Here is a 14,521-nt window from a genome sequence, read left to right on the forward strand (position 1 = left end):
TGTCGCGTGGGGGGATAGCGGTATCCTCGAACAGCCATCGGTTATCCGATGGCTGTTTTTTTATGCGCGCGCGAAAACGCCAAACGCAACAAATTGTTGAAATGAACCGCGTGCGTGCCGTCGCGCGCGGGCGACGGCGGCAGAATCGGCGGCAATTACAACGCCTTCGAGGTTCAGCCATATGCCGCTTCGCTCGAGAATTCCCCTGTTGATCGCCCTCGCCGCATGCACCGCCGCTGCTGGCTGCACGGCGCCTACGCCCCATCCGTCCTCCTTGCCGATGATCGTCGCGCATCGTGGCGGCACCGCCGATTACCCGGAGAACACGCTCATCGCCATCGAAGGCGCGTTGCACCATCGCGCCGATGCGATCTGGCTCACCGTGCAACTCACGCGCGATGGCGTGCCGGTGCTCTATCGCCCGGTCGATCTCTCGACGAACACCGACGGCAAGGGCACGATCGCGAGCCGTGACTACGCCGAACTCGAGCGCCTGAATGCCGGTTGGCATTTCGCGTTCACCGATGCGAGCGGCGCGAAGCGATATCCGTATCGCGATCATCCGGTGCGCATTCCGTCGCTCGCGGAGGCGTTGCGCGCCATTCCGCCTGGCGTGCCGGTCATGCTCGACATGAAGGCGCTGCCCGCCGCGCCGCAAGCCGCCGCCGTCGCGCGCGTGCTGGACGATAAAAACGCGTGGCCGCGCGTGCTGCTCTATTCGACCGATGCCGCGTATCAACAGGCGTTCGCTGCCTATCCGCAGGCGCGCTCGCGCATGTTCGAATCGCGCGATGCGACCCGCGCCCGGCTCGCCGCCGTGGCGCTGGAGGCGACGTGCGAGGACGCGCCGCCGGCGGGCACGTGGACCGCGTTCGAGTACGCAAGAAAGATGGAACTGGTGGAGGCGTTCACGCTCGGCGAGGCGCGCTCGCCGGTGACGGCCAAGCTGTGGACGCCCGCCGCGATGCGCTGTTTCCGCGAAAAAGGCGAGCCGAACATTTTGGCGATCGGCGCCGATGACGACGAGTCTTACCGCGCCGCCGCCTGTCTCGGCGTGACCGCCGTGCTCGTCGATTCGCCGCGAACCATGCAGGCGATCAGATCAAGCCTCGAAATCCCCCTGCAATGCCCTTGAACGCGCTCACCGCTGCGGCGCGGCGCGGTTCGCATCGACATCTTCTGCCAGCGTCTGCGCGGGCGCGCCCGGTCCCGGCAGATCGCCTATGACGAGCCGCGGCACCGTGCTGCGCGTCTCGCGCGGGCGCAGCGGAACGTTGTCGAGTTCGGTCCACGACGGATTCGGTATTTCGCCGAAAAGCTGCCGCAACCGCTCGCCCCAGGTCTTGTTGATCATCTGGTAGTACGCGCTGTTGTTGTCGAGCGTGGCGAAGCGCGTGACGCGCAGCGAATCCTTCTCGTAGACCAGAAGATCGAGCGGCAGGCCGACGGAAAGATTGGAGCGCAGCGTCGAGTCCATCGAAATGAGCGCGCATTTGGCGGCTTCGTCGAGCGGCGAGGCGGGCGTGATGACGCGGTCGATGATCGGCTTGCCATACTTCGATTCGCCGATCTGGAAGTACGGCGACACGCGCGTCGACTCGATGAAATTGCCCGCCGCGTAGATCATGAAAAGCCGCGGCGGCTGGCCGGAGATCTGTCCGCCGAGAATGAAGCTGCAATTGAAGTCGACGCTGAATTCCGCGAGCGACAACGCATCGCGCCGATGCACCTCGCGCACCGCATCGCCGACGATGCGCGCGGCTTCCGCCATCGTCGGGACGGTGTAGAGCGTGGGCGCGTTCGGATCGGACGGCTCGGCGAGCAGATGCGTCACCGCCTGCGTGAGCGCGAGATTGCCCGCCGCGAGCAGGACGAGTACGCGCTCTCCCGGCTGTTCGAAAACAACCATCTTGCGCGCGGCGCTCACGTGGTCCACGCCGGCGTTGGTGCGCGTGTCGGACAGGAACACGAGTCCCTCGTCCACGCACATGCCCACGCAATAAGTCATGTCGATCCTTCCTGAAGCAGGCAAACAAACCCACATTGTACTGAGCGAGACCGCGCGTCGCATCGTCGCGTGCAGTGCGCTGTTTCGAGCGCGCGCGCATGGTGCGGATGGTTTCGCGCTAGACTGCCCGCTCAACGCTCAACGTTTCATCATGTCCGACGCCTTCGCAGACGAACCCGATTCCCTCGCCGATGCCCTTCTTGCAGGGCTCGCGCGCCCGATCGTATTCGTCGATCTGGAAACCACCGGCTCGAATGCAACCGAAGACTGCATCACCGAAATCGGCGTCGTGGAAGCGAGCACGTCGGGCATCGAGCGCTGGAGCGTGCTCGTCGATCCGGGCGTGCCGGTGCCGCCGTTCATCGCGCGTCTGACGGGCATCGACGATGCCATGCTGCGCGGCCAGCCCACGTTCGAATCGCTCGCGCCCGCGCTCGCCGAACGGCTGCACGGCAAGCTCTTCGTCGCGCATAACGCGCGCTTCGACTACGGCTTTCTGAAGAACGCGTTCCGCCGCGCGGGCATCGCGTTTCGTGCGGATACGCTGTGCACGGTGCGGCTGTCGCGCGCGCTCTTTCCGTCCGTCGAAAGACACGGTCTCGATGCGCTCATCGCGCGCCTGAACCTCGCGCCCGAAGGACGCCATCGCGCGCTCGCCGACGCCGATCTGCTCTGGCAGTTCTGGCAGAAGATTCACGCGCTCTATCCGCAGGATCTCGTCGATGCCGCCATCAAAACGCTCGTGCGCCGCGCGAGTCTGCCCGCCGCGTTGCCCGAAGGCGCGCTCGATGCGTTGCCGTCGACGCCCGGCGTCTATCTCTTTCACGGCGATGCCGACGTGCCGCTCTATGTCGGCAAGAGCATCAACCTGAAACAGCGCGTCGCGGCGCATTTTTCGGGCGATCACAGGCTTCAGAAGGACTTGTCGATCTCGCAGGCCATCCGCCGCATCGAATGCCGTGAGACGGTCGGAGAACTCGGCGCGCTGCTGCTCGAAGCGCAGCTCGTGAAGACGTTGAAGCCGACGCACAATCGGCTGCTGAAGGGCGCATCGGGCACATGCGCATGGCAGTGGCTGCCGGGCGCGCACGCGCCGTCGCTCGTGAAGGCGAGCCGGCGCGATCTGTCGCGCGAGGACCATCTCTTCGGCGTGTTCGCATCGCGCGCAAAGGCCCTTGCGTTCATGCGCCATGTCGCCGATGAACACAATCTCTGTCACGCGACGCTCGGCCTCGAAAAAGCGCCGCTATCGGCTGGGCGCGGCTGCTTCGGCTATCAGGTGAAACGCTGCCTCGGATCGTGCGCGGGCATCGAAACGTTCGGGGATCACGCAGCGCGCGCGCTGGATGCGCTCGATGCCGCCCGGCTCGTGAAGTGGCCGCACGAAGGACCGATCGCCATCCGTGAGCGCGATGAAGCATCGGGCCGCGAAGCATGGCACGTAATCGATCGATGGTGCTATATCGGCACATGCGCGACGCGCGAGGACATTGCGCCGCTGCTCGCCGATGCACCCGACATGCGCCCTTTCGATTCCGACGTGTACAGCCTGATCGCGAAGCGTCTTGCTTCGGGACAACTGCAATGGATCGCGTGCGATGCGCGGCCCGCCTTCCATCTCGTCGCGCAAAATGCGCCCGCGCGTGCCGCTGTCGTTGCCGTCGCCAGGCAGACGAAACGCGCGACGCCGAAACGCCGCGCGCCTGCCATCGATCAATTTGCGCTGATGCTTTAAGCGATACCACCGTTCGCGCGCAGCACTTGTCCGTTGACCCAGCCCGCATCCGGCCCGACGAGAAACGCGACGACCGAGGCGATATCGTCCGGCTGGCCCAGGCGTTCGAGCGGCGGCATCTTCGAAAACGTGGCGATCTGCTCGTCGGTCTTGCCGTCGAGGAACAGCGACGTCGCCACCGGTCCCGGCGCGACCGCGTTCACCGTGATGCCGCGGCCGCGCAACTCCTTCGCGAAGACATGCGTGAACGATTCGACCGCCGACTTCGTCGCGTTGTAGATGGCGTAGCCGGGCATGTTGAGCGCGAGCGTCGTGCTCGAGAAGTTCACGATGCGCCCGCCGCGGTTCATGCGCGCCGCCGCTTCACGCAGCGTGTTGAAGGTGCCGCGCACGTTGATGTCGAACGTTTGATCGTAGAGCGCATCGCTTGTGTCGGCGAGCGGCGTCGTCTTTAGCACGCCCGCGTTGTTGACGAGCGCATCGACGTGGCCGAGTTCGCTTTCGACGATATCGAACATGCGGCGCACGTCATCGGCTTTCGCGACGTCTGCCTTCACCGCGATCGCCGCGCTTCCCGCTTCACGCAATTGCGCGACGAGCGCATCCGCTTCCTTCGCACTCGATGCATAGTTCACCGCGACCGCGAAGCCGTCGTGCGCGAGACGCCGCGCGATCTCCGCACCGATGCCGCGCGACGCACCCGTGACGATGGCAACGCGTTTCGATGATGTCTGACTCATGATGTGATCCTCAAATGGGCTATTCGATGAGGAGCATGATGAATCATTCCGTTTTCGCGATCATCGTGCGTGGCTTAGTATCATCGTTCCAGTTGCTTCAACAATCCAAAGCTCATTCTCATGGATCGATTCCAGGAAATGCAGGTCTTTGTGCGCATTGCGGAGCGGCACAGCTTCACGCAAGCCGCCGACGATCTGCAGATGCCGCGCGCGACCGTCACCAATCTGATGAAGCGCATGGAAGAGCGGCTCGGCGCGCGGCTGCTCGAACGCACGACGCGCACCGTGCGTCTCACGCATGACGGCGAGGAGCATTACCGGCGCTGCGTGCGTCTCATCGCCGATCTGGAAGAAGCGGAAGGCTCGTTCAGACACGCGGAGCCGAAAGGTCTCTTGCGCGTGAATCTGCAAGGCACGCTCGCGCGGCATTTCATCATGCCGGGGCTGCCTGCGTTTCTCGAACGTCATGCGCAGATCGAACTGCACATCGGCGAAGATGACAGGCTCGTCGATCTCGTGCGCGAAGGTGTCGATTGCGTGCTGCGCGCGGGCACGTTGCAGGATTCGTCGATGATCGGCCGGCGCGTCGCGCTGCTCGAACAGGTCACCGTCGCGAGTCCCGCATACCTCACGCGCGAAGGCATGCCCGATGATCTCAAAGCGCTCGCGTCGCATCGCGCGGTGAACTTCGTGTCGAGCGCAACGGGCCGCGTGATGCCGCTGGAATTCACCGTCGATGAGCGTATCGAAAGCATCGAACTGCGTGCATCGATGTCGGTGTCGGGCGTCGAACTTTATACGCAGGCGGCGCTCGCGGGACTCGGCATCGTGCAGGTGCCGCGCTATCACATCGACGATGCGTTGAACGATGGCCGCTTACAGCTCGTGCTCGCGCACCTTCCTCCACCGCCGATGCCCGTCTCCGTGCTTTATCCGCACAACCGGCAACTGTCCGCGCGCGTACGGGTTTTCGCGGACTGGTTGAGCGAAACGTTCGCTCCATACAACGCGTAGCATTCGAAAAGTCGAAAGCAAAAGAGGCCAGCATCCCGATGTCGGGAAGCTGGCCTCTTTTTCATCGCGCTTCGATTTCGTCGACGAAACCGAAGCCGCAACGCAAGCGTTAGAAACGCCTGATACTTACGCCGCTGCGTCCTTCAGCTTCTTCAGCGCGCGCGCCTTGATGCGCACGCTTGCCGGCTTCGCCGGGAACCAGCGTTCCTCGCCCGTGAACGGGTCCTTGCCGAAGCGCTTCTTCTTCGCGGCCACGGCTTGCGCGGTGATCTTCAGCAGACCCGACAGCGTGAATTCGCCAGCGCCCTTCTTGTGGATCGAACCGAGGATCGTGTCTTCCAGTGCGACCAGCACGGCCTTCACCGCCTTCACGTCGACAGCGGCGCGCTCGGACAGATGCGTCGCGAGCGATGCCTTCGTGAACGTGTCCTTGATCGGCGAGGGAGCGCCCGTGGTCTTCTTCGCGGCTACTTTCTTCGCGGCAACCTTCGGTGCTGCAGCTTTCTTCGCCGGTGCAGCGGCGGTCTTCGCCGTGGCCTTCTTGGCGGGGGCTTTCTTGGCAGCGGTTTTAGCGGAAGTCGGCATGTTTCTCCTACCTGTTTTTTGGTCAGTGATATTCGAATACGTTCGCACCGATGCGTTCGTATTACGCCGGATTCTACATAGGCCGGACGCGTTCGTGCGAGTCTTTTGCGTTTTTATATCGTTTTTATAGGGGTTTTTCGTGGTCCCACGCAGACACGCGATGTTCTTCGACGCGTTTACGCCGCATGCGCGATGTGTGCGATGAGCGGATAGTGATCGGAGGCGATGCGCGACAGCCGCGTGCGATGCACATCGACACGCATGAGACGCTCGCCCGGATGCACCCATATGCGATCGAGCGCGAAGAGCGGATAGCGCGTCGGAAAGGTGCGCAATGCACTCGCGCGATGAAAGTGCGTGACGAGCCGCCGCAACGTGCGGCCATAGACGAACCACTCGTTCAGATCGCCGAGCAGGATGACGGGCATCGCGGGCGTATCGAAGCTTTGCAGCACCTGCTCCACCTGCGCGCGCCTTTCGCTCGATGCAAGGCCGAGATGCGTCGCGACCACGCGCCATACTTCGCCGCCGCAATCGATGTCGGCGTCGAGCGCGCCGCGCGGCTCGCGGCTTCTGAACGAGAGATCGAGCGTGCGCACCGCGCGCACCGGATAACGCGTGAGCACCGCGTTGCCGTAGCGGCGCGCGGGCGTATCGAGCGTCGGGCCCGCGACCGCATGCAGGTTCGTCATGCGTTGCAGCAGATCGAGCACATCGGGCGAGCCGCTGCCGCCGAGCGGGACTTCCTGCAGCGCGAAGATATCCGCATCGATCTCCGCGAGCACTTCGCCAATGCGCTCCGGCGCAAACTTGCCGTCGATGCCTATCGCGCCATGCAAGTTGTATGTGGCGATGCGCAGCTCTTTCGCGCGCGCTTCGCTCATGTCGTCCTGTTCGATGACGTTCTCGTGCATCGGCGTCATGAATTGACCTCGTCGGGGCGCTCGTTGCGGGCCGGCGTCTCACGCGGCATCGTGCCGCTCTCGCGCAGTTCGCTCGCGCGCTTCGCTTCGTCGCTCGCACGCGGCTTGTCGGCATCGCCCGGTGCGCCTTCGTGCGCTTCCTGATGCTTTGCGCCGCCGAGAAAGCGTTGCAGCAGCAGCGATACGCCGAGCAGCGCCGCGCCAATGCCGATCAGCACCGCGAACGAGCCGACCGTCGGCCGATGCAGCGAAGCCACGAGCTGATGCGCGAACGCGACCGTGAGCACGATGCCGGGCCCCATGCCGAGCATCGTGCCGATGATGAAATCGCGCATGCGGATATGCGATGCGCCCGCGACGAGATTGACGATCGCGAACGGCGCGACCGGCAAGAGCCGCAACGCGACGACCGCCACGATGCCGCGTTTGGCCACGCGTTCCGACAGCCGGTTCACGCGCGCGCCCGCGAGCCTGCGCACGGCATCGCGGCCGAGCCAATTGCCGAGCGAATATGAAATCGCCGCTGCGATCGTCGTGCCGACGAACGCATACGCGCCGCCCCAATATGCGCCGAACACGATGCCGCTCGTCGCGATCAGCAGCGTGATCGGCACCGCGATGACCGCGGCAAGCACATAACAGAGCACGATCCAGAGCGGCGCGAGCGGCAGCGAGTCGATATGCCGCGTCGCGTTCGTGAGCGACTTCAGGTTCACGTATTCGCCGAGCGGCGTCCAGTTCCACAGACCCGCGACGACCACGACGAGAAGCGCGAACACGCCGAGCAGCGCGAACCGCCCGATGAGCGGCCGCGTCTTCTCCTTGGGCACGAACTGGTCGACGAGTTCGCCGGCGGCGATCGGCGTTTCGGGATCGATGAGCGCTTCGGGCGGAATCACCTGATCGAGTTCGGTCGACACTTGCGGATCGAGCGGCACCATCGTGCGATGCTCGTCGCGGTTGCGCAGCAGCGCCTGTATCGCGGCGTTCATGCCGTTGCGCGCCTGGGTTTCGCGCACGACATCGTCGACTTTGCAGCCGAGATGTTCCGCAAGCAGCGTGTCGCGCATCGTCGCGATCGCGCGGCGGATGCGCGCATCGGCGCCCGCGTCGATCGACACGTTGCATTCGCTGTCGAGAACCATCGAGCGATTGTTCAGATTCGCCGATCCGACGATCAGCAATTCGTCGTCGACGATCATCAACTTGCTGTGCACGTTGACGATCTCGTCGCCGAGCTTCGGCACGCTCGGAAACAGCAGCCGGTAGCGCCCGTGCGTGTCGGCGTTCTTCAGCAGCGTGTGAAGGCGCGCACGCAGCACGCCCATCGTCACTTCCTGCAGCCAGCCGCTCTGATTGCGCGGCACGACGATCGCGAGATCGGGGCCGTCCTCGCGCGCGAGCGATTCGGCGAGCGCCGCGCCGATCGTCCCCGACGTGAAATACTGATTCTCGATATAGATGCTGCGCCGCGCCCGCGCGATGGCGTCGAGATACTGCGTGCGAATCTGCCGCACCGGTTCGCGGCCGAGATAATCCGGTTCTGTCAGCGAGATGGCGATATCGACATCTTCGAGATCGACGCGGCGCGAAGGCGGCCACGGATCGTGCCGGAGATTCGCGCGGTGCGCGCGGATCGCGAGACGCTTGCCGCATGCGCGCGCCCATCGTTCGCGCGCGAGTTGGCCTATTTCGCGCGCGGCGTCGCCATCGAACATCGAATGGACGTCGTGGAACGGCTGGTACGGCGCGCCGTTCGCATCGCGGCGCAAGGGCTCGTCGGGCGCGTGCGCGGTCGTGTCCCAGCGCGAGCGCGTGAGATCGAGACCGCCGACGAATGCCACGCGATCATCGATCACGACGATCTTCTGATGTTGCGAGCCGCCGAGCGGATGCTTGCCGTCCATCTGAAACGCGATGCGCCGGTTCGTGCGCCAGCCCATCTTGTACACGGGCAGCCATTCGCGCTCGAACGCGTAGAGCATCGCGAAATCCCACGCGAGAATGTAGATGCGCAGCCGCCGCTTGTCGCCGGCGAGCGCGTGCAGAAAATCGCCGAGCGCTTCGGGATAGCCATCGTCGGCGCCTTCGGGCGTGAGCTTCATGCGGCTGTCGATATCCCAGCCGAGAATGAACACCGTGCGCTCCGCGCGCGTGAGCGCCTCGCGCAGCACGCGGAAATAATCCGCGCCGTCGATGAGAAGACTGAAGCGATCCGCATGACGCACACTCGCGCAATTGCGTCCCGGCTGGAAGAACGATTCTTCGTTTGCGTGATCCATGTGCCCTTCGAAGCACTCCGCGGCCAAATAACTTTCGTTTTGCAAGCCTCATGCCCGCCATGTCGCGCGGTGATACGCTTCGTTGCACATGCCGATACCGGAGCGACATGCGTGATGAACGATAACGAAGCCAACCTTCAGGACGACGAGCGCGCAGGACTCGTTGCGCTCGCGGCGGCATCGGTGGTCGTCGGTGCGGCGACGGGCGCGATCGGCGTGCTCTTTCGCTTCGCCCTCGAACGCGCCGACGCATGGCGCAACGCGCTCGTCGCGTGGGCGCATGCGGGCCACGATGCGTCGATCATTCTCGTCGTGCTCGCCGCGACGGCCGCCGCCGCACTCGCCGCCTGGCTCGTCGCGCGCTTCGCACCCGTGGCGGGCGGCAGCGGCATTCCGCACGTCGAAGCGGTGCTGCACGCGAGCGTGCCGCCTGCGCCGCTCGTGCTCATCCCGATCAAGTTCGTCGGCGGCGTGCTCGCTATCGGCGCGGGGCTCGCGCTCGGCCGCGAAGGTCCGACCGTGCAGATGGGCGCATCGATCGCGCATGCCATCGGCACGTCTTTCAGGCGCAGTGCAAGCGATTGCCGCGTGCTGCTCGCGGCGGGCGCGGGCGCGGGGCTCGCAACCGCGTTCAATGCGCCGATCGCGGGCGCGGTGTTCGTGCTCGAAGAACTGATGCGCCGTTTCGATACGCGAACGGCGGTCGCGGCGCTCGGCGCATCGGCGAGCGCGATCGCAATGGCGCGTGTCCTGCACGGCGACCTTCCCGATTTCCACGTTCCCGCGCAGGCGTTTCCGGGCTTCGAAACGACCGGCCTGCATCTCGTGCTCGGCGCGCTGCTCGGGCTGCTCGGCGCGATGTATAGCCGCCTCACGCTTTGGACGCTCGATATCGCCGAATCGATCGCGCCGCCTTCATCGGTGAAACGTGCGACGGCGCGCGCGGCGATGGTCGGCGCGGCCGTCGGGCTGCTCGCGTGGTTCGCGCCGCAACTCGCCGGCGGCGGCGATGCGCTGACCGAGCGCGCGCTGCTCGGCGCGGGCACCATTGCGAGCGTGACGGCGATGTTCGCGCTGCGCTTCGTGCTTGGCCCGCTCTCCTACGCGGCGGGCACGCCCGGCGGCCTTTTTGCGCCGATGCTCGCGCTCGGCGCGCAAACGGGCCTCGTTTTCGGCCGCGTGTGTCTCGACTGGTTTCCCGGCATTGCGCCCGCCACCGGCGACTCGGCCACGTTCGCCGTCGTCGGCATGGCCGCCTTCTTCGTCGCGGTGGTGCGCGCGCCGGTCACGGGCATCGTCCTCGTCACGGAGATGACGGCGAGCTTCACGCTGCTTCTGCCGATGCTCACCGCCTGCTTCACCGCGATGATCGTGCCGATGCTCCTGCGCGTTCCGCCAATCTACGATTCGCTCGGCGAGCGCGCGGCGAAGCGCCGCTGACGCGCGCTCTGCATGCGCCGGGCCGTTGCGGTAGTCTCGTCGATGGACTTCATCGACGAGGACAGGCAATGGAATATCGACATCTCGGTGCTTCGGGCTTCAAGGTTCCCGTGTTGAGCTTTGGCACCGGCACGTTCGGCGGCAAGGGCGAATTCTTTCAGGCGTGGGGCGAGACCGACGTGAGCGAAGCACGCAAGCTCGTCGACATCTGTCTCGACGCGGGCGTGACGATGTTCGACACCGCCGACATCTATTCGCGCGGTTCATCGGAATCGATACTCGGCGAAGCGCTCAAGGGGCGGCGCGACAAGGTCATCGTCTCGACCAAGGCGACCTTTCGTTTCGACGACAACGATCCGAACGCCGTCGGCTCGTCGCGCTTTCATCTGATTCGCGCCGTGGATGCGGCGCTCGAACGGTTGCAGACCGATTACATCGACGTGTTCCAGCTGCATGGCTTCGACGCGAAAACGCCCGTCGAAGAGACGCTTTCCACGCTCGACGATCTCGTGCGCGCGGGCAAGATCCGCTATACGGGCGTGTCGAATTTCTCGGGCTGGCATCTGCAAAAATCGCTCGATGTGGCCGATCGCTACGGCTATGCGCGCTATGTCGCGAACCAGACGTACTACTCGCTGATCGGCCGCGATTACGAATGGGAACTGATGCCGCTCGGGATCGATCAGGGCGTGGGCGCAATCGTGTGGAGTCCGCTCGGCTGGGGACGGCTCACCGGCAAGATCCGCCGCGGTGCGCCGCTGCCCGCGACGAGCCGTCTGCATAAAACCGCCGACATGGGGCCGCCGGTGCCGGACGAATATCTCTACCGCGTCGTCGATGCGCTCGACGCCATCGCCGGCGAAACCGGCAAGACCGTGGCGCAGATCGCGCTCAACTGGCTGCTGCAGCGTCCGACGGTCGCGACGGTGCTCATCGGCGCGCGCAACGAGGAACAGTTGCGGCAGAACCTGGGCGCGGCCGGCTGGAATCTCACGCCCGAGCAAGTCAGGACGCTCGATGAAGCGAGCAAGGTAACGCCGGCCTATCCGTACTGGCATCAGCAAGGCTTCGCGGAACGCAATCCGTTCCCCGTTTGATTGATCGAACGACGGCGCGGCGCGCAAGCCGCGCCCGACTACCGTACAGGAAGACAGCCGGCAATCTGTACCGGTACTGTACTGGCCAACTTTCGTACACTGAGCGCTCATCAAGTCCTTCACGCCGGAGCGCGCCATGCCTGCCGAACTCTTCAACGCCCTTCCCGCCGCCGCGCTGTTCGCGCTCGTGACGACGATTACGCCCGGCCCCAACAACACCATGCTGCTCGCCTCTGGCGTGAACTTCGGTTTGAAGCGCACGGTGCCGCATGTGCTCGGCATCAGCGCCGGCATGGCGATCCTGATGATCGCGGTCGGCCTGGGGCTCGCGCAGGCGTTCGAGAAGCTGCCGTTCCTTTACACGACGCTGGAAGCGGCGAGCATCGCGTATCTGCTGTATCTGGCGTGGAAGATCGGCACGTCGTCGTCGGTGCAGATGCGCGATGGCCAGTCGCGCCCGATGCGCTTTCACGAGGCGGTCGCCTTCCAGTGGATCAACCCGAAAGCGTGGATGATGGTGCTCACCGCCGCGACCACGATCCATCTGCACGCGAGCCTGTCGTGGAACGCGGCGCTGATGGCGCTCGTGATCGTGGTGATCGGGCTGCCGTGCATCACGATGTGGGCCGCGTTCGGCATGTCGCTGCGCCGCTTTCTCGCGAATCCGCGGTGGCTGCGCATCTTCAACATCACGATGGCCGTGCTGCTCGTGATGTCGCTATACCCGATCGCCGCCCATTTTTTCGACTGAGCGCGCTCTTTGCCTCGACGCCCGTCCCGGTGCATACTGCCCCTACGCGCCGGCACGCAAAATCTGCGTCCCGCTTGCAAGTTTGGGACTGCGTTTCTTTTCCCGTAGCACGGTCTGCCCGTCTAGCCGCCCAGATCATCCTTAAGCGATCCTTTAAGGCGGCATTTCAGCCCGGCGCGTACATGCCTTGCTAGTCAGTCGGTTCGCGCCGAATCGTCGGCGCGGCTTTGAAATCTGTTCAAGGAGTACGCCATGTCTGGAGCCAATCGCCCATCCGGTCCCGCCACGCGCAAATCCCTCGACCTAGCCGATCAGATCGAACGCGATGAACTGGAGAACAACCTGCCGGATGCGCTAAGCAGCGTCGACGACGAAGACGACGACGATGAAAACGACTCCGATCGCACACTAGGCCGTTAGCCTCGAAAGCCGGACCCTGCGCGCCGAAGGAGGCGTGCACCGCAACGCCGCAATGTATTCGCTCATTGCGGCGTTTTTGCATCCAAAGCGTGCGTCGCTGCGCCGGGCACGTCCGTTGCTTTGAACGATGCGCTTCAAGACCCCGATCAAACGAGCATCGACTATCGACGATCAACAAGGAGGGCGCCATGCTCCGTTACGCTGTCATCTTCTTCATCATCGCGATCATCGCGGCCTTTTTCGGCTTCGGCGGCATCGCAACGGGCGCGGCGGAAATCGCCAAGATCCTGTTCTTCATCTTCATCGTGATCTTTCTCGCGACGTTGCTGCTCGGCGTATTCAGGCGATGACGATGCGCTTCTGCCAATAGCGGAACGCGCGGTCGAGGCCGCGCGTTTTGCATGCGCTCAGGTAACGATCACGCGATTCTTCCCGTCGCGTTTCGCGCGATAGAGCGCGAGATCGGCGGCCTCGACGAGTTGCTTGGACGCATCCTCGTGCAGCGCGATCTGCGTCGCGCCGCCGACGCTGATCGTCACGCGTCCGCTCGCGGAGCCCGCATGCGGCACGTCGAGCGATTCGACTGCAATGCGTATCTTCTCGCCGAGCAGACGCAAGCCCGGCGCCGACGTCGACAGCAACACGACCGCGAATTCCTCGCCACCGAAGCGCGCCGCGAGATCGGCCGGGCTGTTCAAACTGGATTCGATCGTATGCGCGACGAGTTTCAGCACATCGTCGCCGGCGACGTGTCCGTAAGTATCGTTATACGACTTGAAGTTGTCGACATCGATCATCAGAAAGCCGATCGACGCATGCTCGCGCGCGGCACGTCGCCATTCGGCATTCAGATAATCGTCGAGACGGCGGCGATTCGACAGGCCCGTCAAGCCGTCCGAATGCGTCAGGCGCTGTAATTCCAGATTCGTTTCGAGCAGCTTCTGCTGCGACTGACGCAGCGCGCGATACGCTTCGTCGCGCTGCAACAGGTTCTGATATGAACGCGAGTGATAACGCACGCGCGCGACCAGTTCGATCGTATCGGGCAGCTTCACGAGATAATCGTTCGCGCCCGCCGCGAAGGCCGCGCTCTTGATGCGCGGCTCTTCCTTCGTCGAGAGCACGATGATCGGGATATCGCGCGTCGCCGGATGCTCGCGGTACTGACGCACGAGCGTCAGGCCATCGACGCCGGGCATCACGAGGTCTTGCAGGATCACCGTCGGGCGCGTTTCCTGTGCGATGGACAGCGCTTCTTCCGGATTCGCGCAGTAATGCAGATCGACGTTCGGCTCGTCGGCGAGCGCGCGGCGCAGCGCCTCCGCGATGATCGCCTGATCGTCGACGAGCAGCACCATCACCGGCAATTCGGCGGCGGGCGGCGCGTTCAATGCGGCGGCAAGCAGTTCGGACACGGCGCGCTCGTCCGCGATCGCGCGCGAACCCGCGCGTTCGATGCTCGCCGCCGCCGCTGCAGCGGCCCGTTTCGCGCGCTCGGCGAGCGGATCGGGATGAGGAAGTTTCAT

14 protein-coding genes are annotated in these 14,521 nt (G+C 64.5%); 8 read left to right on the top strand and 6 right to left on the bottom strand.

Annotation, left to right across the window (positions count from 1 at the left end; translation table 11 throughout):
• Nucleotides 1-181: 181 nt before the first annotated feature.
• Complete coding sequence (locus AWB77_RS24340) at nucleotides 182-1,135, top strand: glycerophosphodiester phosphodiesterase family protein (protein WP_061136994.1); 954 nt, start codon at nucleotides 182-184, stop codon at nucleotides 1,133-1,135.
• Nucleotides 1,136-1,141: 6 nt separating this feature from the next.
• Here the strand turns inward: AWB77_RS24340 and AWB77_RS24345 are convergent, their stop codons facing one another.
• Nucleotides 1,142-2,008, bottom strand: a complete 867-nt coding sequence (locus AWB77_RS24345; RefSeq protein ID WP_061136995.1) for a proteasome-type protease — start codon at nucleotides 2,006-2,008, stop codon at nucleotides 1,142-1,144.
• Nucleotides 2,009-2,159: 151 nt separating this feature from the next.
• Between AWB77_RS24345 and AWB77_RS24350 the strand changes: the two genes are divergently transcribed.
• A complete protein-coding gene (locus AWB77_RS24350; RefSeq protein WP_061137042.1) occupies nucleotides 2,160-3,743 on the top strand; it encodes a 3'-5' exonuclease family protein in 1,584 nt (527 codons plus the stop codon).
• Here the strand turns inward: AWB77_RS24350 and AWB77_RS24355 are convergent.
• On the bottom strand, nucleotides 3,740-4,483 hold the full coding sequence (locus tag AWB77_RS24355) for an SDR family oxidoreductase (protein WP_061136996.1): 744 nt from the start codon (nucleotides 4,481-4,483) through the stop codon (nucleotides 3,740-3,742). The two genes, AWB77_RS24350 and AWB77_RS24355, sit on opposite strands and share 4 nt — an antisense overlap.
• Nucleotides 4,484-4,603: 120 nt before the next feature.
• Between AWB77_RS24355 and AWB77_RS24360 the strand changes: the two genes are divergently transcribed.
• On the top strand, nucleotides 4,604-5,497 hold the full coding sequence (locus tag AWB77_RS24360; protein WP_061136997.1) for a LysR family transcriptional regulator: 894 nt from the start codon (nucleotides 4,604-4,606) through the stop codon (nucleotides 5,495-5,497).
• A gap of 126 nt (nucleotides 5,498-5,623) precedes the next feature.
• On the opposite strand, the gene AWB77_RS24365 is transcribed toward AWB77_RS24360, so the two are convergent.
• The 3 genes from AWB77_RS24365 to AWB77_RS24375 all read right to left on the bottom strand — a co-directional run bounded on the left by AWB77_RS24365 (nucleotide 5,624) and on the right by AWB77_RS24375 (nucleotide 9,287).
• The gene (locus tag AWB77_RS24365) at nucleotides 5,624-6,082 is read right to left on the bottom strand and encodes an HU family DNA-binding protein (RefSeq protein WP_061136998.1); all 459 of its coding nucleotides are present in this window, start codon (nucleotides 6,080-6,082) and stop codon (nucleotides 5,624-5,626) included.
• 176 nt (nucleotides 6,083-6,258) lie between these two features.
• Nucleotides 6,259-7,005, bottom strand: a complete 747-nt coding sequence (locus AWB77_RS24370; protein WP_061136999.1) for an endonuclease/exonuclease/phosphatase family protein — start codon at nucleotides 7,003-7,005, stop codon at nucleotides 6,259-6,261.
• Nucleotides 7,002-9,287 (bottom strand): VTT domain-containing protein, encoded by a 2,286-nt coding sequence (locus AWB77_RS24375; RefSeq protein WP_061137000.1) that lies wholly within the window; start codon nucleotides 9,285-9,287, stop codon nucleotides 7,002-7,004. Before AWB77_RS24375 ends, AWB77_RS24370 begins: the two co-directional genes overlap by 4 nt.
• Nucleotides 9,288-9,401: 114 nt before the next feature.
• Here AWB77_RS24375 and clcA point away from each other — a divergent pair, with 114 nt between their 5' ends.
• From clcA to AWB77_RS34090, 5 genes are all read left to right on the top strand, one after another.
• Nucleotides 9,402-10,727 carry a H(+)/Cl(-) exchange transporter ClcA gene (clcA, locus tag AWB77_RS24380; RefSeq protein ID WP_061137001.1) on the top strand — a complete coding sequence of 442 codons (1,326 nt, stop codon included), beginning with the start codon at nucleotides 9,402-9,404 and terminating at the stop codon, nucleotides 10,725-10,727.
• A 68-nt stretch (nucleotides 10,728-10,795) separates the two neighbouring features.
• Entirely contained in the window at nucleotides 10,796-11,824 is a 1,029-nt protein-coding gene (locus AWB77_RS24385; protein WP_061137002.1) for an aldo/keto reductase, read from the top strand.
• Between the two features lie 136 nt (nucleotides 11,825-11,960).
• Nucleotides 11,961-12,575, top strand: coding sequence for a LysE family translocator (locus AWB77_RS24390; RefSeq protein ID WP_061137003.1), 615 nt, complete (start codon nucleotides 11,961-11,963; stop codon nucleotides 12,573-12,575).
• Nucleotides 12,576-12,827: 252 nt separating this feature from the next.
• Nucleotides 12,828-12,995 (top strand): hypothetical protein, encoded by a 168-nt coding sequence (locus AWB77_RS36120; RefSeq protein ID WP_157694918.1) that lies wholly within the window; start codon nucleotides 12,828-12,830, stop codon nucleotides 12,993-12,995.
• A gap of 188 nt (nucleotides 12,996-13,183) precedes the next feature.
• The gene (locus AWB77_RS34090) at nucleotides 13,184-13,345 is read left to right on the top strand and encodes a DUF1328 family protein (protein ID WP_035509367.1); all 162 of its coding nucleotides are present in this window, start codon (nucleotides 13,184-13,186) and stop codon (nucleotides 13,343-13,345) included.
• Nucleotides 13,346-13,402: 57 nt separating this feature from the next.
• On the opposite strand, the gene AWB77_RS24395 is transcribed toward AWB77_RS34090, so the two are convergent.
• Nucleotides 13,403-14,521, bottom strand: coding sequence for a diguanylate cyclase (locus AWB77_RS24395; RefSeq protein ID WP_279616195.1), 1,119 nt, complete (start codon nucleotides 14,519-14,521; stop codon nucleotides 13,403-13,405).

Origin of the sequence: Caballeronia fortuita (genome assembly GCF_001544835.2) — a bacterium.
GTDB lineage: Bacteria > Pseudomonadota > Gammaproteobacteria > Burkholderiales > Burkholderiaceae > Caballeronia > Caballeronia fortuita.

Excerpts from the sequence above, each read along its gene's own strand:
- AWB77_RS24370 (WP_061136999.1), bottom strand. The coding sequence starts at position 7,005 with ATGACGCCGATGCACGAGAACGTCATCGAACAGGACGACATGAGCGAA.
- AWB77_RS24375 (WP_061137000.1), bottom strand. The coding sequence starts at position 9,287 with ATGGATCACGCAAACGAAGAATCGTTCTTCCAGCCGGGACGCAATTGC.
- AWB77_RS24365 (WP_061136998.1), bottom strand. The coding sequence starts at position 6,082 with ATGCCGACTTCCGCTAAAACCGCTGCCAAGAAAGCCCCCGCCAAGAAG.
- AWB77_RS24350 (WP_061137042.1), top strand. The coding sequence starts at position 2,160 with ATGTCCGACGCCTTCGCAGACGAACCCGATTCCCTCGCCGATGCCCTT.
- AWB77_RS24390 (WP_061137003.1), top strand. The coding sequence starts at position 11,961 with ATGCCTGCCGAACTCTTCAACGCCCTTCCCGCCGCCGCGCTGTTCGCG.
- AWB77_RS24385 (WP_061137002.1), top strand. The coding sequence starts at position 10,796 with ATGGAATATCGACATCTCGGTGCTTCGGGCTTCAAGGTTCCCGTGTTG.
- AWB77_RS24340 (WP_061136994.1), top strand. The coding sequence starts at position 182 with ATGCCGCTTCGCTCGAGAATTCCCCTGTTGATCGCCCTCGCCGCATGC.
- AWB77_RS24395 (WP_279616195.1), bottom strand. The coding sequence starts at position 14,521 with ATGAAACTTCCTCATCCCGATCCGCTCGCCGAGCGCGCGAAACGGGCC.
- clcA (WP_061137001.1), top strand. The coding sequence starts at position 9,402 with ATGAACGATAACGAAGCCAACCTTCAGGACGACGAGCGCGCAGGACTC.
- AWB77_RS24345 (WP_061136995.1), bottom strand. The coding sequence starts at position 2,008 with ATGACTTATTGCGTGGGCATGTGCGTGGACGAGGGACTCGTGTTCCTG.
- AWB77_RS24360 (WP_061136997.1), top strand. The coding sequence starts at position 4,604 with ATGGATCGATTCCAGGAAATGCAGGTCTTTGTGCGCATTGCGGAGCGG.
- AWB77_RS36120 (WP_157694918.1), top strand. The coding sequence starts at position 12,828 with ATGTCTGGAGCCAATCGCCCATCCGGTCCCGCCACGCGCAAATCCCTC.
- AWB77_RS24355 (WP_061136996.1), bottom strand. The coding sequence starts at position 4,483 with ATGAGTCAGACATCATCGAAACGCGTTGCCATCGTCACGGGTGCGTCG.
- AWB77_RS34090 (WP_035509367.1), top strand. The coding sequence starts at position 13,184 with ATGCTCCGTTACGCTGTCATCTTCTTCATCATCGCGATCATCGCGGCC.